The organism is Micromonospora sp. NPDC047187 (assembly GCF_040643355.1).
Taxonomy (GTDB): domain Bacteria; phylum Actinomycetota; class Actinomycetes; order Mycobacteriales; family Micromonosporaceae; genus Micromonospora; species Micromonospora salmantinae.
In genome coordinates, this window is record NZ_JBEYUF010000011.1 from 73,310 (window position 1) to 98,940 (window position 25,631).

Here is a 25,631-nt window from a genome sequence, read left to right on the forward strand (position 1 = left end):
TCGAACGGGGTGGACCCGGCCGGCCGGGTCCACCCCACGTGTCATGTGCCGGCGGGCCGGCGGCCGGCCCGCCGCTCCACTACTCGGACTTGCCGAACGCGTCGACGTCGGTCAGCTCGGCCGACAGGGCCCAGAGCCGCTCGGCCGCCTCGCGGTCGGCGGGGCCATCGAAGGTCTTGACCACCGCGCACGCCTGGCAGTAGCCGCCGCCCGCATCCGCCAGTCGCGGTGCCGTCGCGGCCCAGACCTGGGTCGCGGCGCCCTGCTCGGGTGCCCGGAACTCGGGCAGCAGTGGGGCGCCGTTCTCGTCGATCCAGCCGGCACCGACCATCTCCTCCTTGGAGAGGTGCCGCTGCAACGGGGTGAGGATGTAGCCGGGGTTCACCGAGAAGGCCCGCACCCCGGCTGCCCGGCCCAGCCTGTCGAGTTCGGCGGCGAAGAGGATGTTGGCCGACTTCGACTGGCTGTATGCCGCCCACTTGTCGTAGCCGTTCTCGAAGTGCACGTCGTCCCAGTTGATGCGCGGGGTCTCCCCGGCGCCCGAGGCGACGACGACGACGCGCGCGCCGCCTTCCGCGGTCAGCGCCGGCCAGAGCCGGTTGACCAGGGCGTAGTGCCCCAGGTGGTTGGTCGCGAACTGGGCCTCCCAGCCCTCGCCCACCCGGGTCAGCGGGGCAGCCATGATGCCCGCGTTGTTGATCAGGATGTCGATGGGGCGGCCCGCGTCGAGGACGCGGTCGGCGAAGCGCTGGACGCTGCCGAGGTCGGCGAGGTCGAGTTCGTCGACCTCCACGCCGGCGATCCCTGCGACCGCCTCCCGCGCGACGTCCGTGCGGCGGGCCGGAACGAGGACCCGGGCGCCGGCGGCCGCGAGGGCGCGGGTGGTCGCCAGGCCCAGGCCGGAGTATCCGCCGGTGACGATGGCGAACCTACCGGAGAGGTCGATGCCGGCGAGTACCTCGGTTGCTGTGCTGTCGATCCCGAAACCCAGGTCGTCAGGCTGATCAGAAAGGGTCATGTTCAACTTTCCGGTCGGGCACCGCTACTGCTGGCGCGTGGGTCAGGCGGGGTTTTCGACGCGGTAGAGCCGCTGCGTCATGCGTGGGAACAGCAGTCCCTGCAGAATGCCGATGCCGGCCGCCACCGCCGAGGTGAGCGTCACCAATAGGTGAAGCACCGTGAATTGTAGTCCAAAAAGGATCCCGTGGTGACGATAGGCGTAGCCGTAGGTGCGCTTGTCGAGCCCGATGCTGATCCCGGTCAGCACCGCGGCGGCGAGGAGAGCCCACGGGCCGAGGACCACCGACGAGACCAGCGCGATCACCGCGGCGAGAAGGAAGGCACTGCCCAGTGCCCGATATCCGGTGCCGGCACCCCCCGGAAGCTTGTTCAGCCGCAGCCAGTTCGGCGCGCCGAGCCGGGTGCGGTTGAACACCTTGGTCAGCATCACCCGCAGCGTGCCGTCGTGGTCGTGCCGTCCCCGGATGGTGGGTACGGCCTTGACCTCGTACCGGGCGTTGAGCCGGAAGCCGTAGTCCTGCTCCTCGGTCCACCGGAGTCGGTCGTTGAACTCGCCGATCTCCAGGAACGTCTCCTTCTTTATCGCGAACAGAGCCGAGTGCAGACCCGGGATGGCGCCCTCGACCTCGCAGAACCAGACGTACTGCTGGATGGCGCGGTAGCGCTTGACCAGGCTGTCGGGAAACATCGGCTCGGCCCGGTACATGCCGCAGATCGCGCCGAGTCGCGGCTCCTCCCGCAGGTGGTCCACCGCCCGCTCGACCGCGTCGGGATCGAGCGCGACGTCCGAGTCGACAAAGAACAGCACCTCACCCTTGGCGTGCCGGGCGCCCAGGTTCCGCGCCGTGGAGACCCCACTGTTGACCGGCACCTGCGACACCGTGACGTCGAGCGCCCGCGCGATCGCCACCGAGTCGTCTGTGCTTGCGTCGTCGGCCACGATCACCTCGACGGCCGGGTACGTCTGGTTCTTCGCCGCTCTGATGCACTCGCCGATGGTGCTGGCGTAGTTGTAGTTCGGAATGATCACGGAGACGAGTGGCTGCTCGTTCATCGGGCTCCAACCTTTCTTTCTTCTCATCGGTGTTGCCGTGCCGCAGTGCGCCCGCGAAGGGTGGTGAAGAGAACCTCGTACGCGTCCAGCGACGCCGCCATCGAGAAACGCGCCCGTGCCGCCCGGGCCTTCTGCTCCTTCCAATGCCGCGGCACCGCCGCCAGTTCGGAGATGGCCCGTTCCAGCGCTTGTGGATCCCGAGGCGGGACCACTCGGCCGAATCCGGTCGCGGCCACGGGGTAACGGTTGCCGGGAAGATCGGTCGTCACCGACGGGATGCCGCTCATCATCGCCTCGGCCAGTACGGTGCCGAACGAACTGGCGACCGCCGGCAGCGCGAACACGTCGACCGAGGCGTAGAAATCGTTGACCTCCCGGCCGCGCAGCTCGCCGAGGATCCGTACCCGGCTGTCCCGGTCGATCTCGGACTGCACCGCCGTGAGATCGCCACCGGTCACCTCGTGGTAGTTGCCCGCGATCAACAGCCGGGCGTCGGGGTCGGCGATCCGCTGGAACGCCCGGACCAGATAGCCGATCCCTTTGTCCGCCACGATCCGGCCCAGGAAGCCGACGTGCAGGCGGCCGGTCTCGCGGTATCGGGGCTCACCGCCCCGCCGGTCCAGGCACGGCGGCGCGATCGGGGTGAAGTTGCGGTTGCGGATGACCGGCCAGAATCGCGAGGCGTGTGCCTGGTCGTGGCTGCTGGCCACCACGGCGGCGGAGCGGCGGATGGCCGCTCGGGAGGCGACGTCCGAGGCGCGTGCGAGGGCCCGGCCCGACCAGCCCGCCGGCTGGTGCGGGTCGCTGTGCAGCATGCTCACCACCGGTACGCGGCGGGCCAGTGGCATCAGCAGGGCCGCCTCCGGCATCGGCAGGTTGAGGTGCAGCAGCGACGAGCTGCGTGCCAGCTGGCCGGCCAGGATCGGGTAGCGAGGGGCGAAGATCGCCTGCCTCGCCCGCATCAGCACCGGGGAGCGGTAGATGTCCACCCCGCCGACAGTGTCCCGCAGCGGCAGTTCGGGATCGTGCTGGGCGGTGACGACGGCGACCCGCCAACCCCGATTGGCCATTCCCTCGGCGATGCTGCGTGCGGTCTGCGTGAATCCACTGACGTACGGCTCGTAGTGGGTGGCCGCTAGCGTCAGATCGTATTTCCTGTCCGGCATGGGTACCGCATTCTCTGAGGTATCGCTACGGCCGATTACCTAATCCCTGAGCACATTAGTGGTTCGCCTGTGACCAGCTTCTTGGCGATTTCTTGGGGGCCGGTGAGTCGGCATTCGTGGGCTCCGGACCCGTCGCCGCCACCGCGGGCAGGGCGGGAGCTGCCGCGGCCGGGTGCCGCCGGATGACCGCCGCGGTCACCAGCAGGCCGACCCCGGCGGTGGCGAGTTCGCTCAGCGTCACCACGACCCGGCTGATCAGCGCCACCACCCCGGCCACCGGAATCGGCAGGATGACACTGAGCGCGGCCGTCACCACCACCTCTCGGACGCCGATGCCGTCAGGGGCGAAGACGGCGATCACCCCGGCGACCGCGCCGAGGCCGAACGCGCCCAGGCAGAGCGGCAGCGCACGCAGCGGCGGCGCCCCCATCGCCACGGCGAGGACCCACAGGTGGGCGCCCCCGATCACCCACGCCAGCAGTTGGGCGACGACCGCCTGCCGGATGCCGGTGCCGCAGATCGCCGTCGGCGGCTCCGGGCGGCGGCGCAGCCGGCCGAGCAGGGACGCCGCCCCGCCCACCAGACCGGGGCGGATCAGGACCGCGGCCACCGGCAGGACGGCCAGCAGGAGCCAGCCGGACGACGCGCCGAAGACCTCCGGCCCGGCGGCCAGCCCCACGGTGGCGCCGGTCAGCAGGCTCACCACCAGGGCCAGCAGCCAGGCCGCGCTCATCCGGCCCGCCGGTACGCCGATGGCCCTGCCCATCTCGACGCTGACCAGGAAACCCATCACCTTGCCGGGCACGTACTTGACAAGCTGTCCGAAGTAGAAGATCCGGGCCGCGTCCACGGCGGAGACCCGCTCGCCGACGCCGGCGAGCATGGCCCGCCAGGAGACCATCGTGGCGACCAGACCGGCGGCATTGGCCAGGACGGCCAGCGCCGCCATCGTCACGACGAAGCCGGGCCGCTGCCCGCGTAGCGTGCCCGCGACCGTGGACCAGTCCTGACCGCGCAGCGCGAGCACGATGAAGACCACGGTCACCGCCAGCAACAAGCCGATGAGCACCCGCCGGGCCGCCGAACGCCAACGCTTCCGGGGCACGGCGGTCACTGTCACGTTGATTCCGGGGAAGGCCTGCGGTGCGTCCAGTTCTTTTGTTGACAAGCGACACCTTCTCCGATCGTGGAAAGGAATCGAGCTGGTGGCTCACGCTAACCGCGAACCGCTTGCTTCTTCCTTGTCCGACGGTTCGCCGGTCATTTCTCCCTCGGGCCCGGCAAAGCGTTCCCGGGCGTACAGCCGCAGCAGTTCACCCATTCGGTAACTGCCCGGCGTCGAGGTCTCCAACAGCTGCGCGTCGACCAGACGCTCCAGGATGCGTTCGGCGTGTGCCTCCGAGCGGGCGAGCACCTGAGCGGCGGTCGACCGGCTGAGCTCCGTCATAGGCGACGTGCCCAGCAGCTTGAATGCCTCGGCGATGGCGCGCTCGGAGCGGTCCGAGCTGCCGGAGAGACGGTCGTAGGAGCCGGCCATGCTGGTCCGCAGGCCGACCCCGTCGAACTCGAGATTGTCCAGCCGGCGGCGCTCGTCGGCGAGCCGGTCGCGCAGCTCGGCGAGCGGCCATCCGGGGCGGGCCACGAGGCGGGCACCGACGATACGTAGCGCCAGCGGCAGGCACTCGCACCACTCGGCGATCGCGGTCGCGGCCTCGGGCTCCGCCGCCACCCGTTCCGCCCCGACCCAGTGGCTCAGCAGCGCGATGGCGTCCGGGACGGTGAGCGGTCCGACGCGTAGCTGGCGCACGTCGCTGAGCCCCGCCAGCGGCTGTCGGCTGGTCACCAGCGTCCCGCAACCGGCGCCGCTGGGCAGCAGCGGGCGCACCTGGGCGGCGTCGACGGCGTTGTCGAGCACCAGTAACAGCCGCCGCCCGGCGACGACAGAGCGGAACAGGGCCGCGGCCTCGTCGACCTGCTCCTGGTCGTAGCTCATGCTGACCCCGAGGGTGCGCAGCAGCCGGGCGAGCGCGTCGACCGGCGTCAGTGGCTTCGCGTCCACGCTGGTGCCGCGCAGCGCGATGTACAACTGGCCGTCCGGGTACCGGCCGCTGAGCTTGTGCGCGGCGTGGATTGCCAGGGTGGACTTCCCCACCCCGGCGGTCCCGTAGATCGACACCACCGGGGCCGAGTCCCCCGTGCTGGCGAGGTTCAGCCAGGTCAGGATCGGCGCGAGGTCGTCGTGCCGGCCGGAGAATCGGGCGATGTCGGCGGGTAGCTGCCGCGGCACGTGCCGGATCGGCGTGGCGACCGGGCCGACGTTGCCCGGGTACGGCTCGTCGAGTTCGCCGCGGAGGATGGCGACGTGAAGCTTGCGCAGCTCGGGGCCGGGCTCGGCGCCGAACTGCTCGACGACCTGCGCGCGGGTGTCGACGTAGTACTGCAACGCCTCGGGGGTACGTCCCATCGCGCAGAGCGCCCGCATCTGCAGCGACACGAGCGGTTCGGCGAGCGGATACGAGCCGAGGATCCGGGCCAGCCGCTCGGCGACCGCCTCCGGGCTGCCGAGCCGTAGCTCCTCGGTGCCCCAGGCGCCGGCCAAGCTGATCAATTGCGATGCCACGCTGCGCCTGACCCGGTTGGCCCAGTCGCTGGCCAGGGTGGTGAGTGGATCCCCCCGCCACAGGTCCATCGCCTCGCGCAGCGCGGCGATCCGCTCTTCGTCGCTGATCCGAGTCGCCGCGCGGCCGGTGTCGATGAGGCTGTTCAACCGGTGCAGGTCCACCTGTTGGCGCTCGACGTTCAGCACGTAGCCGTCCCCGTGGCGACTCAGGCCGATGGGTTTGCCGGAGCCGTCGTCCACCTGCGCCAGGGCCCGGCGGAGCCGGGCGACGTGGGCGTAGAGGGCGCTGCGGGGCGCCTCGGGCGCCGCCGGCCCCCACACCCGTTCGGTCAGGGTGTCGATCGACACGGGTGTGCCGGCGTCCACGGCAAGGGCCGCCAGGACCGCACGACGCTGACGTGGACCCACGTCCAGCGGGCCCCCCGCTGACTCCACCTCGATGGGTCCCAGTAGTCGGATCCTCACATGCTCTCCCCGGTCATCACGTCTGACGACGGCCGGCGTACTAATGGACGCCGGCCGGTGTCCGGTACCTCTGTCGGAAGCGCGCGTCGAGTACGTAGCGCAGGCCACCACTCAACGCGCCCGCGGAAATCGCGAGACTGTACAGAAAACTGAGTAGCGCGCTCGGCGGCACCATCCGCCAGCCCGCGGTGCGTCGGACGTAGTTCAACAGGGGGAGGTCGACGCCGATGAACCACGTCAGGAAGGCGACCGGAACGGCTGCCAGGTAGGGGGAGAGCAGCGCCAGGGGGAGGCTGATGGTGGCCAGGAAGGCGGCCGCGACCTCGGCGGGCCGGTGGGTGGCCTCTCGCTCGGGCTTCAGCTCGCGTTGCTTCAGGACGAGGGGAACCAGTGAGCCGGCCCGCCGGTACAGCTTCCGCAGGATCGAGGACAGCTGGTCGTCGTCGTCGTGGTACCCGACCACGGACAGGGTGCGGATGACCGGGTGGTGCTCCGCGATCCGGAGGCTGAACTCGTGGTCCTCGTTGGCGTACTGGCCGAGCAGCCGCTCGTCGAACGCCCCGATCTCGTCGATGACCCAGCGGGGCACGGCGCCGCTGGCGAAGTGGCCGGTCCGGGCCGGCCCGAGCTTGCGGGTGGCGCGGTAGTGGCCGTAGAGCACCTGCACCCACTCCACCACGCCGTCGTCGATCAGGGGGCGGTCGCCGTAGACGCCCCAGACGGCTCCGTAGGACGGGTTCTCCTCGAAGATCTTCACGGCGTTGGCGACCGCGTCGGGGGCAAGGGCGACATCGGAGTCGAGGAAGAAGAGGATGTCGCCGCTACTCGCGGCGATGCCGCGGTTGCGGGCGGGGCCGGCGCCGACGTTGTCGGTCAGTTCGATGAGTGTGCAACCGAGTTTTCCGACGATCTCCGGCGTCTCGTCGGTGCTGGCGTCGTCGACGACGATGACCTCGACCGACGGGTGGGTCTGGTGCAATGCCGAGAGCACGCTCAGGGCGATGGTCTTTCGGCCGTTGTGGCAGGGGATTACCACTGACACCAGTGGCGTCTTGGCGGGCTTCATTGATGCTCCTCGGGCAGGAATTCGGCTGCGCTGGGAGGTGGACGATCGCACCTACTCGCCGGTTTCTCGTCGTCGAGAAGACCCGTCGACCACCTTAGTGCCTGATCGACACCGGTAGACAGCTATCGATTGATTTCATGCTCGTTAAATGCTCGGGTTGTCCCGCCACCGCATGTTTCGCGCGGATGTGACGCTCATCTCGGTCAGGGTGCCGAGATGACGAACTGCTGGGCCTTGTGGTCGGACAGGCCCTTGGGGAGGGTCAGGTCGTAACTGTGCACCTTGATGTCCGGAGTGGTGAAGAGCCAATCGATACGCCACATTAGTGGCTTGTCGCCCACCGGCCAGGTAGCCGGATAGAGAGACGAGAGTGCCCTGCTCTGGTCGACCAGCCGGTCGGAGACCATGTCGAGGAGATTCATCGACGGTGAGGTGTTGAGGTCGCCGGCCATCACCGCCCGGTTCGGGTTCTTCTCCAGGTCGGCGGCGATGGCCTGGTAGCTGGCCTGCCGGATCTCGAAGTTGAACCGATCGATCTCGAACATGTTCCGGTCGTCGTCGCTACGCAACAACAGGATCCGGACCGGCGGCTGGAAGATGTGCGAGTTGTAGAACGACACGACCTGGCCGTTGACCCGGATGTCGGTACGCAGCGCCTGTGACGTGTAGAACAGCGGTCGGTCGACGAGGGCCGGCGGCACCGGCTTCAGATCGTCCGGCAGGTACGGCTGGGAGTCGAGCCACGCGTGCCCGACCACCGGCAGCCGGGTGAGCGTGACGTTGCGCCCCTCGCGGACGATCGTGTAGCCGGGGAACGCGGCCGTCAACTGCGCCGTCTGGTCGATCTCGTACGCCTGCGCGAAGATGTCGACCAGCGAGTCGTCGACGTTGGCGTACTCGTGCAGCATGTAGACGTCGGCGTCCATCTCCCGCAGGAAGTCGTAGAACTGCCCCGTGGTGGTGCGCTGCTCCCCGCCGTTGCGCCGGTCCTGGTCCCAGTACTCGGTGTTCCAGGTCACCACTTTGACGGCGTCGGCGGGCGCCGGCGGCGGGGTGTAGAGCACCGTCGCGAAGTTGATCCCGCTGTAGCCGAGACCGAGCACCAGTGCGAGCAGTGCCGCCCCGACCAGCCGTCCGCGTATCGGCCGCGCCAGCCAGGCGACGGGCAGCAGCAACACCGGGACCGCCGCCCAGGCGATCGGCGGGAGCAGGTCCACCGGTCCCCATACGTAAGTCCGGGCACTGAGCAGGTGGTGCAGCACGACGACGACCAGCCAACCCACGCAGGCCACGGCCGCGAGACGCACCCCCCAGCGGGCCCTCCGGGACCGGGCAGAAGGATCCGGCGACAACTCCGGATCCTTTTCGTCCATTATTGCGGTCGTTCTCGCCGCCGCTTCCGTCATGGCAACTCCTTTACGTGGCTCCGGTTCCCGCCGAGGTCGGTGCCGGCCGGGAAAAAGGTATCGATCGACACCTTGCTCGAAGCTTGTTCCCGACACCAAGGAGGGGGCAATCGTCGCTCACTAGCGTCACGAGCGCCAATACCGGATTCACCACCGAGGAAGGGGCCGCCGAATGGATCAGGCGCAGCATTTCGACGCTCGCCCGGAGTTGGCGTCGGCGGGCGGGGCGGGGCTGGTCGGTCCGACATGCGACTTGCCCGGCATTTGGCGGGCCGGCCCGACTGGTCGGTAACTGTGGCCGGTGGACGGTCAGTCGGTATATATCCGATAACGGCGAATGCCGGAAACGTGGCCGCCTTGCAGTCGTGACACTGCCGTCGAGAGCGCGGCATCTTTTCGAAACGGGAGGTGGAAGTGCACGTTGTGGTGACCGGAGCCGCCGGCATGTTGGGCACCGCGCTGTTGGCGCGCCCCTGGCCGGGAGTGACATGGACCGGAGTGGACATCCGTCCACTCGCGCCTCGGGTGCGAGAGCGGGCGACCTTCGTCCGCGCCGACGTCCGGGACGTCGAAGCGATGACCCGCGCCTTCCGCTCCGCCGACGTGGTCATCCATTCCGCCGCCGCGTTGCCCAGCCACCGGGCGGCGGAGATCCGATCGGTGGACGTGGACGGCACCGGTTCGGCGCTGGCCGCGGCGCGGCGGGCCGGTGTGGACCGGTTCGTGCACATCTCGTCCACCGCCGTCTACGGACTGCCCCGGGACTGCCCCACGCCGGAGGACTACCCGTGTGAACCGGTGGACCCCTACTCGGCCGCGAAGCTCGGCGCCGAGACCGCCGTGCTCCGGCAACGCTCACGGGGCCTCTGCGCCCCGATCCTGCGGCCCAAGACCTTCCTCGGCGAGGAGCGGCTCGGTCTCTTCGCCATGCTCTTCGAGTGGGCCGAGGAGGGCCGGCACTTCCCGCTGATCGGCGGCGGCGAGGTCGCCACCCAGATGCTCGACGTCGAGGACCTCTGCGCGGCGATTCAGCTGATCTGCGAGGCGCCCGACGACAGGGCCAACGACACGTTCAACATCGGCGCGCGCGAGTTCCGCACGCTACGGGAGGACTTCCAGGCGGTCCTGGACGCCGCCGGCCACGGCAGGCGGGTCCTGGCCATGCCGGTGGGGCCCGCCGTCGCCGCGCTGCGCGTGCTCGCCGCGACGCGCCTCTCTCCGGTCTACAAACGACTCGTACACAAGCTCACCCGAGACTCGTACGTCTCGATCGACCGGGCGACCCAGCGGCTCGGGTTCAATCCGCGGTTCAGCAACGAACAGGCGTTGTTGAAGACGTACTCGTGGTGGCGGGCGAACGCCGCCGGGGCGCGACGCAGCGCCGGACGTACCCACCGCGACCCCTGGAAGCAGGGCGCCCTTCGCCTGGCGAAGGCGCTGTTCTGACACTCCACGGAGCAAGGAGAGGTCCGCCATGAATCACGCCCTGGAAGTCCCGAACCCCACCTCGTCGGACCTGCCCCTGGTCTCCGTCGACCCGGCCGTCGCCGTGCAGGCGCTGAAACCGCTGGCCCGCGTCACCGGACTGTTCGTCCTGCTGCGGTCCCGTCAGTGGGTCAAGGGCGGCCTGGTGCTGGCGGCGCCGCTGGTGGCGGCCCCCGGCGCCGCGGTGACCCATATCGTGCCGCTGCTCGGCACGCTGCTGAGCTTCCTGGCCGCCGCCTCGGCCGTGTACGTCTTCAACGACCTGAGAGACCGGGAGCGCGACCGGCTACACCCGGTCAAACGAAACCGTCCGCTGGCGAGTGGGCGGGTGAGTACGACCGCCGCGGTCATCCTCCTCGTCGGCCTGCTCGCCGGCACCGCCGCCCTGGCCACCCTGCTACCCGCCCTGACCGGCGTCGTCGTCGCCGGCTATCTCGCCCTCAACCTCTGGTACTGCCTGGCGCTCAAGCACCAGCCCCTGGTCGACGTGTCGGTCGTCTCCATCGGCTTCGTCCTGCGGGTGCTGGCCGGCACCGTCGCCGTCGGCGCGGCCGTTCATCCGGCGCTGCTGATCGGGGTCTACTGCGCGTGCCTCGCGCTCTCCCTCGGCAAGCGACGCCACGAACTCGCCGCCCTGTCGGCCGCGGGCGGCGAGGCCGGCGATCACCGGCCGGCGCTGCGCGCGTACTCGGTCCACTTCCTGGACCAGGTCGTGGTGGTGAACCTGGTGGCGGCGCTGATCGGCTACGTCGGCTTCGTCTGGACCCAGACACCGCCGTACGGGCCGGTCACCGCGGGGCTGACCTTTCCGTTCGCCGCGTTCGCGGTACACCGCTACCTGCAGATGATCACTATGGGTGGATCCGGTGGTGATCCGGTCGAGGACCTCGTCCGGGACCGCGCGATGCTGGTCAATCTCGGCCTCTGGGCCGCGGTGCTGGCGCAGGCGATGGTGGCCAGCGCCTGGCCCGTCTGGTAACCGATCGACACCCCTTGGAGATGCGCGTGAGCAGCAAAGACTCCTACGAATACGACCTCTGCGTCGCGGTCAACTACTACTCGCCCTACGTCAGCGGGCTGACCGAGGTGGCCCGGGTGCTCGCCGAGGGCCTCGCCGGGCGGGGCTGGCGGGTGGCGGTGGTCGCCGTCCGGCACGATCCGGCGCTTCCGCTGAGGGAGATCCGCAACGGCGTCGACGTCTACCGCAGCCCGGTGGTCGCCTCGGTCGGCCGTGGCCCGGTCAGTCCCGGCTTCCCGTCGCTGGTGCGCCGGGTCGCCCGGCGTTCGCGGGTGGTCAACCTGCACCTGCCGATGCTGGAGGGAGCGCTGATCACCGCCCTGCCGCTGCGGGTGCCGGTGGTGACGACGTACCACATCGACCTCTGGCTGCCGCCCACCCTGGTGACCCGGGCGGCGATGGCCGCGGTACGGGTGTCGTCGCGGGTCACGCTGCGCCGCTCGGACGCCGTCGTCGTCAACAGCGACGACCAGGCGCAGTACTCGGAGCTCTGGTCGATCCTGCGGTCCAGCCAGCGGTCCGCGATCCCGGCGCCCTGCCTCGACCGGCGCGGCGGGGAGGCCGCATACCGGGAGACCGGCGGCCCGCATATCGGCTTCCTCGGCCGGATCGTGCCGGACAAGGGTCTGGACTACCTGGTCGCCGCGTTCGCCGAGATCCCGGATCGTGAGGCGCGGCTGCTGATCGGCGGCGACTATCTGACCGTCGAGGGCGGTAGCGTGATCGCCCGGATCCGGGCGGCCGCCGAACGGGATCCCCGGATCCGGATCCTCGGGCTGCTCCGCGGGCGGCAGATCAGTGATTTCTACGCGTCCATCGACGCCTTCGCCCTGCCCTCAGTCGCCGAGTCCTTCGGTATCGCGCAGGCTGAGGCGATGATGTGCGGTATCCCGTCGGTCACCACCGACCTGCCCGGCGGCCGGTATCCGGTCCTGGCAACCGGGATGGGGAGGGTCGTCCAGCCGCGGGACCCGGCCGGACTGCGCGTGGCCCTGCTGGACGTGCTCGGCTGGGCCGCCGACACCCGACGCGAGGGTGCCAAGCGGGCCCTTGAGGAGTTCAGTGTGGACGGATGTCTGGACCGGTACGCGGCGCTGTTCCGGGTCCACGGGGCGCGAGCCGGCGCATTGATGTGAGTGCTCATCCGGTCAGTAGGATGGCGGCAACGTTCCGTCACGGAGGTGCAGATGCATAGCAGGGATTTCGGTCGTCTCGGCACTGTCAGCGCGCTCACCCTGGGCGGTGGCGGGATCGGCGGTGTCTGGGGGGCGACCGACCGCGCCGAGGCGGTGGCGACCGTGCGGGCGGCGGTCGACGGTGGCATCACGATGCTCGACCTGGCCCCGACCTACGGTGACGGCTACGCGGCCGAGAACGTCGCCGGTGCCGCCCTGCGCGCCATTCCGGCCTCGGACGTCCTCGTCACCAGTAAGATCGAATTGCCCGAGCAGGATGGTGGTGATCTCCCGGAGAAGATGATCCGCAGCCTGCACGCCACCCTGAAGCGTCTCGGCCGCGAGCAACTGGATCTCTTCCTGCTCCACTCCCAACTACACCCGCGCGGCTGGACCGGTCCCACTCCCCGGACTCTCGGCTGGGACCTGTACCGCGACCAGGTGGTGCCGACCTTCGAACGGCTGCGGGACGAGGGCAAGATCCGGGCCTGGGGGTTGACCGGTGTAGGCCACCCGCAGACCGTGATCGACGCCATGCACCAGCAACCGCGCCCGGATGCGGTCCAGGCGGTGGTGAACGCCCTTGACCTCAGTGGCGACATGTGGCTGCTCGGCGCGTCGGCCGCGCCTCGGAATGACGAGATCCGCCGAGCCGCGGTCGACGACGGCGTCTGCGTGATCGCGATCCGTGCCGTGGCGGCGGGAGCGCTCACTGGGGAGATCGACCGGTCCGTGGCGGACGACGCCCCGGTCGCGGTCGACTTCGCCCGGGCGGAGCGGTTCCGCGCGCTCGCCGCCGAGTTCGGCGAGTCGCCCGCCTCGTTGGCCCACCGGTCCGCGCTGAGCGTCCCGGGCGTGGCGACCGTGGTGCTCGGCGTGAAGAACCGCACCGAGTTGGCCGAGTGCCTCGCCGCCGAGGCCCGTGGGCCGCTGACCGAGGTCGAACGGAAGGCGCTCCTCGACCTGCGGAGCTGAGCGGACGGTGGGCCGGAGCGACGCGTGATGCTCCCGAGGCGGCCCCCGGCCCGCCATCGTGCCGAGCCGGGAAACATATCGGACCGATGCACGTCGGGGGTAGCCCCGGTCGTCGAGGGGTGGGGGCGAACCAGTACGGTCCTCCCGTTGCCGACGAGCGCCGCTAGCTCAACTGGCAGAGCAGCGGACTCTTAATCCGCGGGTTCGGGGTTCGAGTCCCTGGCGGCGCACCAGCGATACCCAGGGGACATAGCTGACTAGCTATGTCCCCTGCGGTCATGCGTGGGGCGCGGTGAGGATCCCCTGCTGCCCCACGTCATCCGGATCGAATCCCAGCTCAGACCTGCGGAAGGCCGCCGGTCTGGGGGTCGGCGGGTGCGGCGTCGAGGACGAGCAGGCTCACGGGTGCGGCGAGTAGGCCGCCGGAGATGCCGGTGGCCAGGCCCCGGCCGGAGGCATGGGCGGCCGGGGCCGGCCCGCAGCAGCTGTCGGCGTTGGCGGACTCGTCCGGGTTGCTGTTGCACACCCCGGTCTCGGGTAGGTCGAGTTGGACGTCGCGGGCGGCGGCCCAGTCGCCGGCGAGGGCGGCGACGACGGAGCGGACCTGCTCGTAGCCGGTGGCCATGAGGAAGGTCGGCGCTCGCCCGTAGGACTTCATCCCGACGGCGTAGTAGCCCGACTCGGGGTGGGTGAGCTCGGTGACGCCGTGCGGGGGCACGGTGCCGCAGGAGTGCTCGTTGGGGTCGATCAGCGGGGCCAGGGCGCGGGTGGCGCCCATGACCGGGTCAAGGTCGAGGCGCAGTTCGGCGGCGATGGAGTGGTCGGGGCGGAAGCCGGTGGCCGCGACGATGCGGTCCACTGTGGTCTGCTCTTCGCCGCCGTCGGCGTGGCGAACGACCACGTTGACCCGACCGTCGGTGGGGGTGAGGGCGTGCACGGCGAACCCGGTGAGCAGGCGGATCTGGCCGGCGTCGACGTGCGCGCGTAGCCGGGAGCCGAGCGCGCCGCGGGCGGGCAGGGCGTCGGCGTCGCCGCCGCCGTAGGTGCGTGCCGGTGAGCTGGTGCGGATCGCCCAGGTCACCTCGGTGCCCGGGGCGGATTCGGCCAACTCGGCGAGGGAGAGCAGGGTGTTGGCGGCGGAGTGGCCGGCGCCGACGACGAGGGTGTGCCGGCCGGCGAAGCGGTCCCGGTCGACGCCCAGGACGTCGGGCAGGGCGTGCTCGAGGTGCGCCGCGACGGCGGTCTCACCTCGGGCGGGCAGTCCGGAGGAGCCGAGGACGTTCGGGGTGCCCCAGGTGCCGGAGGCGTCGATGACCGTGCGGGCGAGCACCTCCTGGCCGTCGGTGAGGCGGATCAGGAACGGCGTGCTGTCGCGGCCGGCGGTGCGTAGGCGGTCGAGGCCGAGGCGGCTGATCGCCTCGACGCGGGCGCCGTAGCGCAGGTGCGGCTTGAGCTGCGGCACCACCGCCAGGGGTTGGAGGTAGTCGTCGGCCAACTCGGCGCCGGTGGGCAGGGCCTCCAGGTCGGGGGCGACCCACCCGGCCTCGTCGAGCAGGCGGCGGGCGGCGGGGTCGATGTTGTACCGCCAGGGAGAGAAGACCCGGACGTGGCCCCACTGCCGCACCGCGGCGGCGGGGGTGTCACCGGCTTCCAGGACCAGGAACGGTAGGTCACGCTCGTGCAGGTGCGCGGCGGCGGCCAAGCCGACCGGTCCGGCGCCGATCACCACGACGGGCAGATCGTTCAGGGTGCTCATCAGCTATCTCCTCTGTGTCGAGAATTGTCGAATCAAGCAGGTGGACAGCGGCCGTGCGTCGGGGCCGAGGGTTGGTCAGGTGATGACGGGGCTGCGGCGCTCCAGCAGGATCACGTCGCGCCACCGGCCGTGGTGGCGGGCGACCCGCTCGCGTACGCCGATGACCCGGAAACCGGCGCGCTGATGCAGGCGGAGGCTGGCGGTGTTCTCGCCGAAGACACCCGACTGGATGGTCCAGACGCCGGCTGCTTCGGTGGAGGCGATCAGGGCGTCCAGCAGGAGGCGGGCGACGCCGCGGCCTCGGGCGGCGGGGTCGACGTAGACGGAGTGCTCGACCACGCCGGCGTAGACCGCGCGGGTTGAGGTGGGCGAGACGGCGACCCACCCGATCACCGTGCGGTCGACGGCGACGAGGCGGTGCTCGGGCAGTTTGCCGGCGTCAAACTGCGCCCAGGTCGGTGCCGTGGTCTCGAAGCTGGCGTCGCCGCCGTCGAGGCCGGCCTGGTAGATGGCGAGCACCCGGGCGGCGTCGTCGGCCGTCATGGGGCGAACGGTGATGTCGACCATCAGCACGCTCCGTTCGGGTGGGGGGCGGGTCGGCCCATGACGACGTCGGCGGCGGAGGGGAGGCAGTCGACGCAGGCGTCGTTGGTCCGGTAGTGCCGGGCGGTGCCGACCGCCTCGACGAGGACGAACCGCACGTCGGTGAGGATCTTCAGATGTTGGGAGACGGTGGACTGGGCCAGGCCGACGGCGGCGACGATCTCGCCGACGCTCATCGGTCGGGCGTGACGGGCGAGGTACTCGACGATCTGAACCCGGGTCGGGTCCGCGAGGGCCCGGAACCACGACGCGTACTGCTGCGCGGTGCTCCGGTCGAGCAACTCGTCCACGACTTCACCTCTTCTATCGTTCATCGCCGATCGGCGATGAAACTGTAGCGGGTGCGGAGGCGGCCAGGCCGACGGTGGCGACAACGAGGCGGGCGATCGCGTCGAGGGTGTGCGGGTTGACGCGGTCCGGGGTGTCGGCGGGGCTGTGGTAGCCGGCCATGCCGGCGCCGATGCCCACCGCCGCGAGCCCCGCGGCGGCGTAGCGGCGGTTGTCGGAGGCGACCGGCCCGGCGGCGAGCGGAAGGCCGGTGTGCCGCCCGGCCTGATCGAGCAGCGCGAGCAGCGCGTGGGCCGGCCCGCCAGCCTCGACCGCGGCGGCCCGGTCGAGCAGCCCGGCACCGTCGACGTTGATGACCAGCGGCCGAATGTCGCCCGCCTGCAACTGCTGGCTGTGGTGGGCCGAGCCCAGCGCACCAACCTCCTCGGCGTCGAGCAACGCGACCGCCACCGCGACCCCCGCAGGGCGGGCGGCGGCAAGGATTCGGGCGGCTTCCAGCACCACCGCGACGCCGCTGGCGTTGTCCGACGCGCCGGGTTGACGCAGGCCGGGATGGTCGCCGACGCCGTCGTAGTGCGCGGTCAGCAACACCTCGGTCCCGCCCGGCGCTACCGCCGGGAACCTCGCGTGGATGTTGGCGCCGGTAACGTCGCGGCGGCGCAGCGGGGTGTTCGCGCTCCACCAACCCGCACCGGTGGCGGCGGCCAGGACGGAGCGGTGGGTGCCCGCGTCGAGGGTCAGCATGGGCAACGGGCCCGGGTCCGGGCCGGCGAGGACGGTGTACTGCCAGCCGCCGACGTCGACAGCCCGGCTCACCAGCAGACCCGCGGCGCCCGAGGCGTCGCGGGCGGCGTCGAGAGGGTTCCCGCCCGCGGGCACCACCAGCCACCGGCCGGTCGGGTCCCCGCTGCCGGTCACACCCAACGGGCCACGCCTGACCTCAGAGGTGTCGGCCGAGGCGGAGTGGACCGCGACCTCGCGGCCGAACGTCAGCCGCGTCGAGGTGTCGCCGTCGCCCCAGACGACGGTCGGCGCCGCGTACAGCTCGGGCACGTTGCGGACCCGGAAGTCGTCGGTGTCGACCGCCGCGCCGAGGTCGGCGAGGTGCGCGACGAGCCAGGCGCGGGCGGCGGCGCCGCCGGCCGTGCCGACCCGCCGGCCGGTGAATTCAGCCGAGGCGAGAGCGGAGATCGTGGCGGCCATCCGCTCGGCCGAGACCAGGCGAAGTGTCGCGTCGAGGTGGGCGACCGATCCCGATCCGGCGGTCATCCGCAGCACCCCTGACCCATCGTGACGGCTTCGGTCTTCGCCTCGGTGCCGCAGCAGGAGCCGGCCGCTTCGGCGGCCTGCTGGCTGCCGCAGCACGGTCCCGCCGTCGGCGATTGCCCGGCGGGCGGGAGGACCGAGCCGACCGCCTGCGCGGGGCTGCCGCAGCAGGAAGCGGAACCGGTCACGGCCAGGGCAGCCCCCGGATCACCGGCGAACCCGCCTCCCGTCGCGGGGTTGGTCTGGGTGTTCTCGCTCATCACACAACCTTTCGATCAGGGGTTATCGGACGCCGATCAGGGCAGGGGCGGTGTCACGGACCTGGTCGTAGCGCCGCTGCGCCCGCTGTGCCGCGGTGGACACCCGGGCGCAGGAGTCACAGAACCGCGCTGCCGCCTGAGCCTGCGCTGAACGCCGTGTCGTGCCGAACATGACGACCCCCTTCCCCGCGACGTCTGTCTTGACGTTCGTCGAATCAGAGAGTTGCACGCTGCTTAGACACCTGTCAACCTAGAGGCATGTCAAAGCAAGCCGGGCTGCTTCCCGTCATCGACCTCACCGCCGACACGCCGTGCTGCCCGCCGCTGGCGCAGAGCCCGGTGCCGGCGCAGACCGCCGCGGTGCTCGCGCCGGCGTTCAAGGCGCTCGGCGACCCGGTGCGGCTGCGGCTGATGTCGATGATCGCCTCGGCGAAGAGCGGGGAGGCGTGCGTCTGTGACCTGACCCCGGCGTTCGACCTGACCGGGCCGACGATCTCGCACCACCTCAAGACGCTGCGCGAGGCCGGCCTCGTCGACGCCGAACGCCGCGGCACCTGGGTGTACTACCGGGCCCGGCCGGCCATCCTGCGCCAGCTCGCCGGGCTGCTCAGCGTCGAACCGGCCGCCGTGGCCTGAGGTCTGGCCGTCGACCCGGGTCGGCCAGGGTGGTTGCGACGTGGGTGGCTCAGGCAGCGCTGGCCGAACCGCAGTCCTACCTCAAGACCTGCCGCTGCACCGACCCCCGCCCCGAGGGGGCTGCGGACCTCCCCGCGCCGCCACCCAACCGTCGTTTGACACTCCCACGATCGCTCAGTAATCATTGAGTCAATGATGACTGAGCTTGCTTCCTTGCGGGGGCGCGCCCGGATCCACGCCGCGCTGGGCGACCCGGCGCGCCTGGCGATCGTGGACGCGCTCACCCTCGGCGACGCCTCGCCCGGAGAAATCGCCCACGACCTGCAGATACCGACGAACCTCGTCGCCCACCACGTCAAAGTCCTCACCGACGCGGGCCTCGTCGTGCGTGGCCGCTCCGAGGGTGACCGGCGCCGCACCTACCTGCGGCTGCGTCCCGAAGCCCTCACCGCACTGCGCCCCACGCCCCTGACCGGCGTGGGACGGGTGGTGTTCGTGTGCACCCGCAACTCCGCCCGCTCGCAACTGGCCGCCGCTCTCTGGTCCGAGCGCACCCACACCCCGGCCGCGTCCGCGGGGACACAGCCCGCCGAGCGGGTCCACCCCCGTGCCGTCGCCGTCGCCCACCGGCACGGTCTGGCCCTCGACCCGAGCAGCACCAACCGTGTCGCGGACATCGTGCGCGACGACGACCTGGTCATCGCCGTCTGCGACAACGCCCACGAGGAACTCACCGCCCCAGCCCAGCCCCGGCTGCACTGGTCGGTGCCCGACCCCGTCCGCCTGGACACCGACGACGCCTTCGAGGCGGCGTTCGCCGACCTCGCAGCCCGCGTCGACCGGGTCGCCCCCGTCATCACCCCCGCCATGAGCTCGCGAGGACCCCATGACTGACACTCACGCCCATCCGCAGCTGTCCATCGACCAACAGCTCGCCCTGCGCACCGCCGCCACCCGCCTCGCCGAGGAGTTCACCGGCGTCTACGGCACCGAGACCATCGAGCGGTTCCTGCACACCAGCTACGACCAGTTCGCCACCGCCGGCAGCATCCCCCACTACCTGCCGCTGCTCGCCGAACGCTTCGCCCGCCAGCGCCTGCAGGCCCTCGCCCGCGTCGAGGGCCACCACCGCGACGGCCGCCCCGTCGCCCTGTTCCTGTGCACCCACAACGCCGGCCGCTCGCAGATGGCGTTGGGGTTCTTCACCCACCTCGCCGGCGACCAGGCGGTCGCGTGGTCCGGCGGCAGCGAACCCGGCGCCGAGGTCAACCCCGCCGCCATCGCCGCGATGGCCGAGCGCGGCATCGACATCGCCGCGGAGTTCCCCAAGCCGTGGACCGACGAGGTCATCCGCGCCGCCGACGTCGTCATCACCATGGGCTGCGGCGACGCCTGCCCGGTCTTCCCCGGCACCCGCTACGAGAACTGGGACCTCGACGACCCCGCCGGGCGCGACCTCGCCGACGTCCGGCCGATCCGCGACGACATCGAACGCCGCGTCCGGCGCCTCCTCGACGACCTCCACGTCGCCCACCCGGCATGACAGACCCGATCCACACCACCAGCGACCGAGAACCGACGGGAGTGCCCGTGAGCACCCGCACCGCCCCTGACATCGACTCCGGCGAGAACGCCGTCGTCGGCCGCCTCTCCCGACTCGACCAGTTCCTCCCCGTGTGGATCGGGCTGGCGATGGTCGCCGGCCTGCTCCTCGGTCGGCTGATCCCCGGGTTGAACAGCGCCCTGGACGCGGTGCAGATCGGCGGGATCTCGCTACCGATCGCGGCCGGTCTGCTGATCATGATGTACCCGGTGCTGGCGAAGGTCCGCTACGACCGGCTCGACACCGTCACCGGCGACCGCCGGCTGCTTATCTCCTCGCTGGTCCTCAACTGGGTCGTCGGCCCCGCCGTGATGTTCGCCCTGGCCTGGCTGTTCCTGGCCGACCAACCCGCGTACCGCACCGGCCTGATCATCGTCGGCCTGGCCCGTTGCATCGCCATGGTCATCATCTGGAACGACCTCGCCTGCGGTGACCGGGAAGCCGCCGCCGTCCTGGTCGCGCTCAACTCGGTCTTCCAGGTCATCGCCTTCGGCCTGCTCGGCTGGTTCTACCTCGCCGTGCTTCCCCAGTGGCTGGGGCTCTCCGGCGCCGAGTTGACGGTTTCGGCCTGGGACATCGCCGCTAACGTGCTCATCTTCCTCGGCATCCCACTGCTCGCCGGCTACCTCACCCGCCGCGTCGGCGAACGCGCCAAGGGCCGCACCTGGTACGAGGCCCGCTTCCTGCCCCGCATCGGCCCGGCCGCCCTCTACGGGCTGCTGTTCACGATCGTGATCCTGTTCGCCCTGCAAGGCGACGCCATCACCAGCCGACCCCTGGACGTCGTCCGCATCGCCCTGCCCCTGCTGGTGTACTTCGCACTCATGTGGGCCGGCTCCTACGCCCTCGGCCGGGCCATCGGCCTCGGCTACCAGCGCACCACCACGCTGGCGTTCACCGCCGCCGGCAACAACTTCGAACTCGCCATCGCCGTCGCGATCGGCACCTTCGGCGTCACCTCCGGCCAAGCCCTCGCCGGCGTCGTCGGCCCCCTGATCGAAGTGCCCGTCCTCGTCGGCCTCGTCTACGTCTCGCTGTGGGCACGCCGCCGCTTCTTCACGTCTACGCCTTCCGCCACGACAGCCGCCTAACCGGTAAGGGAAACACCGTGAGTGACAAGCCCAGCGTCCTGTTCGTCTGCGTCCACAACGCCGGCCGCTCCCAGATGGCCGCCGGCTGGCTGCGCCACCTCGCCGGCGACACCGTCGAAGTCCGCTCCGCCGGCTCCGCCCCCGCCGACACCGTCAACCCCGCCGCCGTGCAGGCCATGCGCGAGGTCGGCATCGACATCACCGACCAGACCCCGAAACTTCTGGAGTACGAGACCGCGGAGTCCTCCGACGTCATAGTCACCATGGGCTGCGGGGACGCCTGCCCGGTCTTCCCCGGCAAGCGCTACGAGGACTGGAAACTCGACGACCCCGCCGGCAGGGGCGTCGACGCCGTCCGCCCGATCCGCGACGACATCCGGGGGCGGGTGGAGAAGCTCCTCATCGAGCTGCGCCCAAGCGCCTGACGCCGCCCTCGTCGCCGCCCGCCGGGCCACCCACGACCCAGGCCACGACACACGGGCCGCGGTTTTCCTCCCGGGTTACCCGGCGAGTCGGGCGCTGATGTCGGCGACCGTGGCCTTGGCCGTGCGCCCCGCGTCCACCAGCGTCGCTGACGCCGACCCGGTGAGGTGGGCGGCTCGGATGAGCCGCTGATCGTGCAGGCGGCCATGTTGGGGTGCTGCCACCCCGCCACGCTACGGCGCGGTGCCAGGCGTGCGCCTCGACGAGGCGCCTGAGCGTGCAGGGTCGGCTCCGTGACGATCAGGAGCCGCCTGCCGAACGCGGCGCGTACATGATCAGGGCGACGCCGATCAGGCAGATGCCGGCGCCGATGACGTCCCACCGGTCGGGTCGGAACTTGTCGACGATCACCCCCCAGGCGAGGGATCCGGCCACGAACACGCCGCCGTAGGCGGCGAGGATGCGTCCGAAGTTCGGGTCGGGCTGGAAGGTGGCGACGAATCCGTACGCGCCGAGGGCGATGACGCCGGCGGCGATCCACCACAGGCCGCGGTGCTCGCGCCAGCCCTGCCAGATCAGCCACGCCCCGCCGATCTCGAACAGGGCGGCGACGATGAACAGCAGGATCGAGCGGACGACGGTCATCCGTGGACCGTACCGATGTGCCCGCGGACCCCGATCATGCCGGTGACCCGGTCGAACAGGCACCTCCTGGAGCGATGGTGGGGAAGGGGATGGGACAGCACGGCTGGCCGGCGCACTCGACGAGGTCGTCGCAGCCGGCCTTCACTGCGGCGCGCAGTGTGCCGGCGATGACCTGCAAATCAGCGATCTTCGCCTCGACCTCGGCGAGCTTCGCTTGGGCGCGGACCCGCAGGCCGGCATCGGTGTGGCGGCCGTGACGGTGCCGGCCCGCGTCGAGCAGCTCGGCGACCTCGTCGAGGGTGAACCCGAGCCGCTGCGCCGCCTTGATCACCCTCAGCACGGTGACCGCTTCGGCTGGGTAGAGGCGGTGCCCGCCCAGGCTTCGGTCCGGTTCGGCGAGCAGTCCGCGACGTTCGTAGTAGCGCAGTGTCTGCGGGTGCACCCCGGCTGCGGCGGCGACCTGGCCGCTGCGCAATCCGCTCACGCCGTCATCCCGGCGGCGGCTCGCAGCGCGAGCGCGTCGAGGACGTCGACGTGTTCGGCCGGCACCCGCACGTCGAGACGCAGCGTGCCGGTGTCGGCGGCGAGGGTGAACGAGAAGAACGAGCAGCAGGAGCTCTCCCGGCCGATCAGGTCCCGTGTGGTGGCCTCGGCGGTCGGGTCGAGACGCCACCGCATCTCGGTGGGGGACAGCCGCTGCTGCGCCAACAGGGCGGTGGCGAACAGGTAGTCGAATTCGGCCAGCCGCAGCGGCCGTTGCCCGCTCGGCAGGGTGCACGACTCGGGCACCCACGGCTGGGAGTCAGTGGTCATACCAACGACGGTAAGCGTGTACCTGAGTACCGGATGCAAGCCCAACGCTCAGCAAGCTTGTCGAACGGTCACCGCCGTTCGGGTGCCACCCATGCGGGGCCGTTCAGACAGTTGGGCCTTGGTGGTGGTCGAGTTCGGCGCGGAGCGTGTCGGCGAAGCCTTCGGCCATGGCGAGTTGGTCGCGCAGGGCGGTGACGCGGGTGGTGGCGGCGGTGTGGAACATGGCGAGCCGGTCGAGCAGGGCTGCGCGGTCGGCGCCGGTGGCGGTGTCGAGGGCGTCGAGGACGGTGAGGAGGTCCCGCATCTCGTCGAGGGTGAAGCCGAGGGGTTTCATGCGCTTGACGACGGCGAGGCGGTCGAGGTCGGGCTCGGTGTAGAGGCGGAAGCCGCCCTCGCTGCGGGCGGAGGGCACGATCAGGCCGGCTTCCTCGTAGTGGCGGATGGTGCGGATGCTCAGCCCGACCCGTTCGGCGGCCTCGCCGATCTGCATGAGCCGGCCGGTGGCCGAGCCGGAGCCGTGCTGCTCCGGCCCGGTCTCCCGGGTGGTGGTGGCCATATCAGTGGCCGACGCCGAGCTGGCCGGCGAGGGTGTCGTGGATGCGGGCACTGGGCTTGTTCAGTTCGATGATCTCGACGGTCTTGCCGCGGGTGGCGTACTTCTGCGTGATGGCGTCGAGGGCGGCGACGGATGAGGCGTCCCAGACGTGGGCGTAAGTCATGTCGATGACCACCGTCTCGGGGTCGTTCGCGTAGTCGAACTGGCCCACCAGGTCGTTGCTGGAGGCGAAGAACAACTCGCCGCGCACCGAGTAGATCCGTGTGGTGCCGTCCGGGTCCAGGACGCTGGTGACCTCGACCAGGTGGGCCACCCGCCGGGCGAAGATCACCATGGCGGTGAGGACGCCGACCACGACGCCGATGGCGAGGTTGTGGGTGGCCAGGGTGGTGGCGACGGTGGCGACCATGACGGTGGTCTCGCCGTACGGCATCCGCTTCAGCGTGGCCGGGGCGACGGAGTGCCAGTCGAAGGTCGACACCGCCACGATGATCATCACGGCGACCAGGGCAGCCATCGGAATCACCGCCACGACGTCGCCGAGCGCGACGACCAGGACCAGCAGGAACACGCCGGCCAGGAACGTCGACAGCCGGGTACGGGCGCCGGATGCCTTCACGTTGATCATCGTTTGGCCGATCATGGCGCAGCCACCCATGCCGCCGAAGAAACCGGTGACGATGTTGGCCACGCCCTGGCCCCAGGACTCGCGCGTCTTGCTGGACGGGGTGTCGGTGATGTCGTCGACCAGCTTGGCGGTCATCAGCGACTCCATCAGCCCGACCAGCGCGATCCCCAGGGCGTAGGGGGCTACGAGGGTGAGGGTGTTCATGGTCCAGGGGATCTGCGGAAGGCCGAGGGTGGGCAGGCTGTCCGGCAGGGCGCCCTCGTCGCCGACGGTCGGCACCGCCACGCTGGCGAAGACGGTGACCAGCGTCAGGACCACGATGGCGACCAGCGGTGCCGGGATGGCGCGGGTGAGCCGGGGGAGCCCCACCATGATCGCCAGGGCGACGGCGACGAGCGGGTAGACCAGCCACGGCACGCCGAGCAGGTGCGGGACCTGGGCGGCGAAGATGAGGATGGCCAGGGCGTTGACGAAACCCACCATGACGCTGCGCGGGATGAACCGCATCAGCTTCGCCACGCCGAGCACGGCGAGCAGGATCTGGATCGCGCCGCCGAGGATCACCGCCGCGATCAGGTAGTCCAGCCCGTGTTCCTTCGCCAGCGGCCCGACGACGAGGGCGATGGCTCCGGTCGCGGCGGAGATCATCGCCGGACGCCCACCGCAGATCGCGATGGTGACTGCCATCGTGAACGAGGCGAACAGCCCCACGCGGGGGTCGACACCGGCGAGGATCGAGAACGAGATCGCCTCCGGGATCAACGCCAGGGCGACGACCAGACCGGCGAGGACCTCGGTGCGGAACACCTTCGGCGACAACCAGGACGGACGGGACAGACGCGGCCGGTTGACCGCGGACAGCACAGAAGACATACAGCCATTTCCACTCGGGCGTCCCGTGGACGCGCTCAGCTCCGCCCTGGATCGGGGCAGCTACCCGACGATCAGCGACAGCCGGTCGAGCGGCCTCAGGGCGCCATTGCCCGGACACGTCACGGTCGCCGGGGGAGCCATCCGGCCTCGCCCTGATAGCCGACAGCGAACCTACCCTTCCGTCAGAGGAGAGTTCACCGAAGGTGGTGATCATCACTCGGCCGTTGCGGGTACTTCCCCGTTCGCGCCCGGACGGCCAGCGCCAGAGCTAGCGGGCGGCCCTGTCACCGGTGGGTCGCGAGTGCCGGAAGGCGCTCAGCAGGGCCGAGGCCACCGCAGCCACCAGCAGGACCATCACCACGTTGAACAGCACCGTGTCGCCGGTGGAGCGGGGCGGGAAGATGTCCTTGGCGAGCCAGCCGACGCCCGTCCCCAGCCCCAGGCAGACGTGCATCATGGCCCGCAGGCGCGGCTGGGGCTGAGGGCGGCCGAAGATCCGGGGCGCCGTCGTGCCGCCACGGCTCTTGTGGAACAGCACAGTGGCGAAAGCCACGTTGGCTGCGGCGGCGATGACCGCCAAGACCACGTCCACGGATCCCATGACCCGAACGCTATCTGAACCTGACACCAGGCGTTGCCGGCGCCCGCAGACGGCGGCACCCCCCCCGGGTGCGTTGGCGGGGGTGAGGCGGGGGGGGTTGCGCAGGCCCCGAAGGGGGTGGGGGTTCCACCGCACCCCC

Annotated in this window: 29 protein-coding genes and 1 tRNA gene; 10 read left to right on the forward strand and 20 right to left on the reverse strand. The window is 70.8% G+C overall.

The genetic code is table 11. The annotated features are described in order from the left end of the window. Positions 1 to 79: 79 nt before the first annotated feature. The 7 genes from ABZ794_RS19065 to ABZ794_RS19095 form a co-directional block, all read right to left on the reverse strand. Positions 80 to 1,018, reverse strand: coding sequence for an oxidoreductase (locus tag ABZ794_RS19065; RefSeq protein ID WP_357516688.1), 939 nt, complete (start codon positions 1,016 to 1,018; stop codon positions 80 to 82). 42 nt (positions 1,019 to 1,060) lie between these two features. Further along, positions 1,061 to 2,074, reverse strand: a complete 1,014-nt coding sequence (locus tag ABZ794_RS19070; RefSeq protein WP_210780999.1) for a glycosyltransferase family 2 protein — start codon at positions 2,072 to 2,074, stop codon at positions 1,061 to 1,063. A 23-nt stretch (positions 2,075 to 2,097) separates the two neighbouring features. Next, entirely contained in the window at positions 2,098 to 3,240 is a 1,143-nt protein-coding gene (locus ABZ794_RS19075) for a glycosyltransferase family 4 protein (RefSeq protein WP_210781000.1), read from the reverse strand. A gap of 55 nt (positions 3,241 to 3,295) precedes the next feature. Continuing rightward, a complete protein-coding gene (locus tag ABZ794_RS19080; protein ID WP_210781001.1) occupies positions 3,296 to 4,408 on the reverse strand; it encodes a lysylphosphatidylglycerol synthase domain-containing protein in 1,113 nt (370 codons plus the stop codon). A 42-nt stretch (positions 4,409 to 4,450) separates the two neighbouring features. Next, positions 4,451 to 6,268 (reverse strand): BTAD domain-containing putative transcriptional regulator, encoded by a 1,818-nt coding sequence (locus tag ABZ794_RS19085; RefSeq protein WP_357516692.1) that lies wholly within the window; start codon positions 6,266 to 6,268, stop codon positions 4,451 to 4,453. 97 nt (positions 6,269 to 6,365) lie between these two features. Further along, positions 6,366 to 7,391: a glycosyltransferase family 2 protein gene (locus ABZ794_RS19090; protein WP_210781003.1), complete on the reverse strand. Its 1,026-nt coding sequence runs from the start codon at positions 7,389 to 7,391 to the stop codon at positions 6,366 to 6,368. Between the two features lie 203 nt (positions 7,392 to 7,594). After that, the gene (locus ABZ794_RS19095; protein WP_357516694.1) at positions 7,595 to 8,698 is read right to left on the reverse strand and encodes an endonuclease/exonuclease/phosphatase family protein; all 1,104 of its coding nucleotides are present in this window, start codon (positions 8,696 to 8,698) and stop codon (positions 7,595 to 7,597) included. A gap of 507 nt (positions 8,699 to 9,205) precedes the next feature. Here ABZ794_RS19095 and ABZ794_RS19100 point away from each other — a divergent pair. From ABZ794_RS19100 to ABZ794_RS19120, 5 genes are all read left to right on the forward strand, one after another. Next, complete coding sequence (locus ABZ794_RS19100; protein ID WP_238691207.1) at positions 9,206 to 10,243, forward strand: NAD-dependent epimerase/dehydratase family protein; 1,038 nt, start codon at positions 9,206 to 9,208, stop codon at positions 10,241 to 10,243. Positions 10,244 to 10,271: 28 nt separating this feature from the next. Continuing rightward, positions 10,272 to 11,261 carry a UbiA prenyltransferase family protein gene (locus tag ABZ794_RS19105; protein ID WP_210781005.1) on the forward strand — a complete coding sequence of 330 codons (990 nt, stop codon included), beginning with the start codon at positions 10,272 to 10,274 and terminating at the stop codon, positions 11,259 to 11,261. 20 nt (positions 11,262 to 11,281) lie between these two features. After that, on the forward strand, positions 11,282 to 12,436 hold the full coding sequence (locus ABZ794_RS19110; protein ID WP_238691209.1) for a glycosyltransferase family 4 protein: 1,155 nt from the start codon (positions 11,282 to 11,284) through the stop codon (positions 12,434 to 12,436). A 51-nt stretch (positions 12,437 to 12,487) separates the two neighbouring features. Continuing rightward, on the forward strand, positions 12,488 to 13,450 hold the full coding sequence (locus ABZ794_RS19115) for an aldo/keto reductase (RefSeq protein ID WP_210781007.1): 963 nt from the start codon (positions 12,488 to 12,490) through the stop codon (positions 13,448 to 13,450). Between the two features lie 157 nt (positions 13,451 to 13,607). Beyond that, positions 13,608 to 13,683, forward strand: a tRNA-Lys gene (locus ABZ794_RS19120). A gap of 104 nt (positions 13,684 to 13,787) precedes the next feature. Here the strand turns inward: ABZ794_RS19120 and ABZ794_RS19125 are convergent. From ABZ794_RS19125 to ABZ794_RS19150, 6 genes are all read right to left on the reverse strand, one after another. After that, a complete protein-coding gene (locus ABZ794_RS19125; protein ID WP_357516698.1) occupies positions 13,788 to 15,206 on the reverse strand; it encodes an NAD(P)-binding domain-containing protein in 1,419 nt (472 codons plus the stop codon). A 75-nt stretch (positions 15,207 to 15,281) separates the two neighbouring features. After that, entirely contained in the window at positions 15,282 to 15,773 is a 492-nt protein-coding gene (locus ABZ794_RS19130; RefSeq protein ID WP_210781009.1) for a GNAT family N-acetyltransferase, read from the reverse strand. After that, positions 15,773 to 16,123 (reverse strand): metalloregulator ArsR/SmtB family transcription factor, encoded by a 351-nt coding sequence (locus ABZ794_RS19135; RefSeq protein ID WP_210781010.1) that lies wholly within the window; start codon positions 16,121 to 16,123, stop codon positions 15,773 to 15,775. Before ABZ794_RS19135 ends, ABZ794_RS19130 begins: the two co-directional genes overlap by 1 nt. After that, a complete protein-coding gene (locus tag ABZ794_RS19140) occupies positions 16,113 to 17,366 on the reverse strand; it encodes a M28 family peptidase (RefSeq protein ID WP_357516700.1) in 1,254 nt (417 codons plus the stop codon). Before ABZ794_RS19140 ends, ABZ794_RS19135 begins: the two co-directional genes overlap by 11 nt. After that, positions 17,363 to 17,623 (reverse strand): hypothetical protein, encoded by a 261-nt coding sequence (locus tag ABZ794_RS19145; RefSeq protein WP_357516702.1) that lies wholly within the window; start codon positions 17,621 to 17,623, stop codon positions 17,363 to 17,365. The genes ABZ794_RS19140 and ABZ794_RS19145 overlap by 4 nt, the downstream gene beginning before the upstream one ends. 22 nt (positions 17,624 to 17,645) lie before the next feature. Next, positions 17,646 to 17,795 (reverse strand): hypothetical protein, encoded by a 150-nt coding sequence (locus ABZ794_RS19150; RefSeq protein WP_210781013.1) that lies wholly within the window; start codon positions 17,793 to 17,795, stop codon positions 17,646 to 17,648. Between the two features lie 86 nt (positions 17,796 to 17,881). Between ABZ794_RS19150 and ABZ794_RS19155 the strand changes: the two genes are divergently transcribed. From ABZ794_RS19155 to ABZ794_RS19175, 5 genes are all read left to right on the forward strand, one after another. Continuing rightward, positions 17,882 to 18,259 (forward strand): metalloregulator ArsR/SmtB family transcription factor, encoded by a 378-nt coding sequence (locus tag ABZ794_RS19155; protein ID WP_210781014.1) that lies wholly within the window; start codon positions 17,882 to 17,884, stop codon positions 18,257 to 18,259. Positions 18,260 to 18,451: 192 nt separating this feature from the next. After that, positions 18,452 to 19,153 (forward strand): helix-turn-helix domain-containing protein, encoded by a 702-nt coding sequence (locus tag ABZ794_RS19160; protein ID WP_357516705.1) that lies wholly within the window; start codon positions 18,452 to 18,454, stop codon positions 19,151 to 19,153. Then, a complete protein-coding gene (locus ABZ794_RS19165; protein WP_210781016.1) occupies positions 19,146 to 19,802 on the forward strand; it encodes an arsenate reductase ArsC in 657 nt (218 codons plus the stop codon). Before ABZ794_RS19160 ends, ABZ794_RS19165 begins: the two co-directional genes overlap by 8 nt. Positions 19,803 to 19,849: 47 nt before the next feature. Continuing rightward, the gene (gene arsB / locus ABZ794_RS19170) at positions 19,850 to 20,953 is read left to right on the forward strand and encodes an ACR3 family arsenite efflux transporter (RefSeq protein ID WP_308194411.1); all 1,104 of its coding nucleotides are present in this window, start codon (positions 19,850 to 19,852) and stop codon (positions 20,951 to 20,953) included. 17 nt (positions 20,954 to 20,970) lie between these two features. Continuing rightward, a complete protein-coding gene (locus ABZ794_RS19175) occupies positions 20,971 to 21,378 on the forward strand; it encodes an arsenate reductase ArsC (protein WP_238691213.1) in 408 nt (135 codons plus the stop codon). 75 nt (positions 21,379 to 21,453) lie between these two features. On the opposite strand, the gene ABZ794_RS19180 is transcribed toward ABZ794_RS19175, so the two are convergent. The 7 genes from ABZ794_RS19180 to ABZ794_RS19210 all read right to left on the reverse strand — a co-directional run bounded on the left by ABZ794_RS19180 (position 21,454) and on the right by ABZ794_RS19210 (position 25,492). After that, positions 21,454 to 21,600 carry a hypothetical protein gene (locus ABZ794_RS19180; protein ID WP_357516708.1) on the reverse strand — a complete coding sequence of 49 codons (147 nt, stop codon included), beginning with the start codon at positions 21,598 to 21,600 and terminating at the stop codon, positions 21,454 to 21,456. A 76-nt stretch (positions 21,601 to 21,676) separates the two neighbouring features. Beyond that, positions 21,677 to 22,021 carry a YnfA family protein gene (locus ABZ794_RS19185; RefSeq protein WP_210781018.1) on the reverse strand — a complete coding sequence of 115 codons (345 nt, stop codon included), beginning with the start codon at positions 22,019 to 22,021 and terminating at the stop codon, positions 21,677 to 21,679. Between the two features lie 34 nt (positions 22,022 to 22,055). Then, positions 22,056 to 22,505 (reverse strand): MerR family transcriptional regulator, encoded by a 450-nt coding sequence (locus ABZ794_RS19190; protein WP_210781019.1) that lies wholly within the window; start codon positions 22,503 to 22,505, stop codon positions 22,056 to 22,058. Continuing rightward, positions 22,502 to 22,834 (reverse strand): hypothetical protein, encoded by a 333-nt coding sequence (locus ABZ794_RS19195; RefSeq protein ID WP_210781020.1) that lies wholly within the window; start codon positions 22,832 to 22,834, stop codon positions 22,502 to 22,504. Before ABZ794_RS19195 ends, ABZ794_RS19190 begins: the two co-directional genes overlap by 4 nt. A 103-nt stretch (positions 22,835 to 22,937) precedes the next feature. After that, a complete protein-coding gene (locus ABZ794_RS19200) occupies positions 22,938 to 23,324 on the reverse strand; it encodes a MerR family transcriptional regulator (RefSeq protein ID WP_238691342.1) in 387 nt (128 codons plus the stop codon). 67 nt (positions 23,325 to 23,391) lie between these two features. Next, positions 23,392 to 24,891, reverse strand: coding sequence for a SulP family inorganic anion transporter (locus tag ABZ794_RS19205; protein ID WP_210781022.1), 1,500 nt, complete (start codon positions 24,889 to 24,891; stop codon positions 23,392 to 23,394). A 268-nt stretch (positions 24,892 to 25,159) separates the two neighbouring features. After that, a complete protein-coding gene (locus ABZ794_RS19210; protein ID WP_210781023.1) occupies positions 25,160 to 25,492 on the reverse strand; it encodes a hypothetical protein in 333 nt (110 codons plus the stop codon). Positions 25,493 to 25,631: the final 139 nt, after the last annotated feature.

What these genes read in the sequence shown, in the direction of transcription:
- ABZ794_RS19065 (WP_357516688.1), bottom strand. Translation starts at nt 1,018, where the DNA reads ATGACCCTTTCTGATCAGCCTGACGACCTGGGTTTCGGGATCGACAGC.
- ABZ794_RS19070 (WP_210780999.1), bottom strand. Translation starts at nt 2,074, where the DNA reads ATGAACGAGCAGCCACTCGTCTCCGTGATCATTCCGAACTACAACTAC.
- ABZ794_RS19075 (WP_210781000.1), bottom strand. Translation starts at nt 3,240, where the DNA reads ATGCCGGACAGGAAATACGATCTGACGCTAGCGGCCACCCACTACGAG.
- ABZ794_RS19090 (WP_210781003.1), bottom strand. Translation starts at nt 7,391, where the DNA reads ATGAAGCCCGCCAAGACGCCACTGGTGTCAGTGGTAATCCCCTGCCAC.
- ABZ794_RS19105 (WP_210781005.1), top strand. Translation starts at nt 10,272, where the DNA reads ATGAATCACGCCCTGGAAGTCCCGAACCCCACCTCGTCGGACCTGCCC.
- ABZ794_RS19110 (WP_238691209.1), top strand. Translation starts at nt 11,282, where the DNA reads ATGCGCGTGAGCAGCAAAGACTCCTACGAATACGACCTCTGCGTCGCG.
- ABZ794_RS19115 (WP_210781007.1), top strand. Translation starts at nt 12,488, where the DNA reads ATGCATAGCAGGGATTTCGGTCGTCTCGGCACTGTCAGCGCGCTCACC.
- ABZ794_RS19125 (WP_357516698.1), bottom strand. Translation starts at nt 15,206, where the DNA reads ATGAGCACCCTGAACGATCTGCCCGTCGTGGTGATCGGCGCCGGACCG.
- ABZ794_RS19130 (WP_210781009.1), bottom strand. Translation starts at nt 15,773, where the DNA reads ATGGTCGACATCACCGTTCGCCCCATGACGGCCGACGACGCCGCCCGG.
- ABZ794_RS19135 (WP_210781010.1), bottom strand. Translation starts at nt 16,123, where the DNA reads ATGAACGATAGAAGAGGTGAAGTCGTGGACGAGTTGCTCGACCGGAGC.
- ABZ794_RS19140 (WP_357516700.1), bottom strand. Translation starts at nt 17,366, where the DNA reads ATGACCGCCGGATCGGGATCGGTCGCCCACCTCGACGCGACACTTCGC.
- ABZ794_RS19145 (WP_357516702.1), bottom strand. Translation starts at nt 17,623, where the DNA reads ATGAGCGAGAACACCCAGACCAACCCCGCGACGGGAGGCGGGTTCGCC.
- ABZ794_RS19150 (WP_210781013.1), bottom strand. Translation starts at nt 17,795, where the DNA reads ATGTTCGGCACGACACGGCGTTCAGCGCAGGCTCAGGCGGCAGCGCGG.
- ABZ794_RS19155 (WP_210781014.1), top strand. Translation starts at nt 17,882, where the DNA reads ATGTCAAAGCAAGCCGGGCTGCTTCCCGTCATCGACCTCACCGCCGAC.
- ABZ794_RS19160 (WP_357516705.1), top strand. Translation starts at nt 18,452, where the DNA reads ATGATGACTGAGCTTGCTTCCTTGCGGGGGCGCGCCCGGATCCACGCC.
- ABZ794_RS19165 (WP_210781016.1), top strand. Translation starts at nt 19,146, where the DNA reads ATGACTGACACTCACGCCCATCCGCAGCTGTCCATCGACCAACAGCTC.
- ABZ794_RS19185 (WP_210781018.1), bottom strand. Translation starts at nt 22,021, where the DNA reads ATGACCGTCGTCCGCTCGATCCTGCTGTTCATCGTCGCCGCCCTGTTC.
- ABZ794_RS19195 (WP_210781020.1), bottom strand. Translation starts at nt 22,834, where the DNA reads ATGACCACTGACTCCCAGCCGTGGGTGCCCGAGTCGTGCACCCTGCCG.
- ABZ794_RS19200 (WP_238691342.1), bottom strand. Translation starts at nt 23,324, where the DNA reads ATGCAGATCGGCGAGGCCGCCGAACGGGTCGGGCTGAGCATCCGCACC.
- ABZ794_RS19205 (WP_210781022.1), bottom strand. Translation starts at nt 24,891, where the DNA reads ATGTCTTCTGTGCTGTCCGCGGTCAACCGGCCGCGTCTGTCCCGTCCG.
- ABZ794_RS19210 (WP_210781023.1), bottom strand. Translation starts at nt 25,492, where the DNA reads ATGGGATCCGTGGACGTGGTCTTGGCGGTCATCGCCGCCGCAGCCAAC.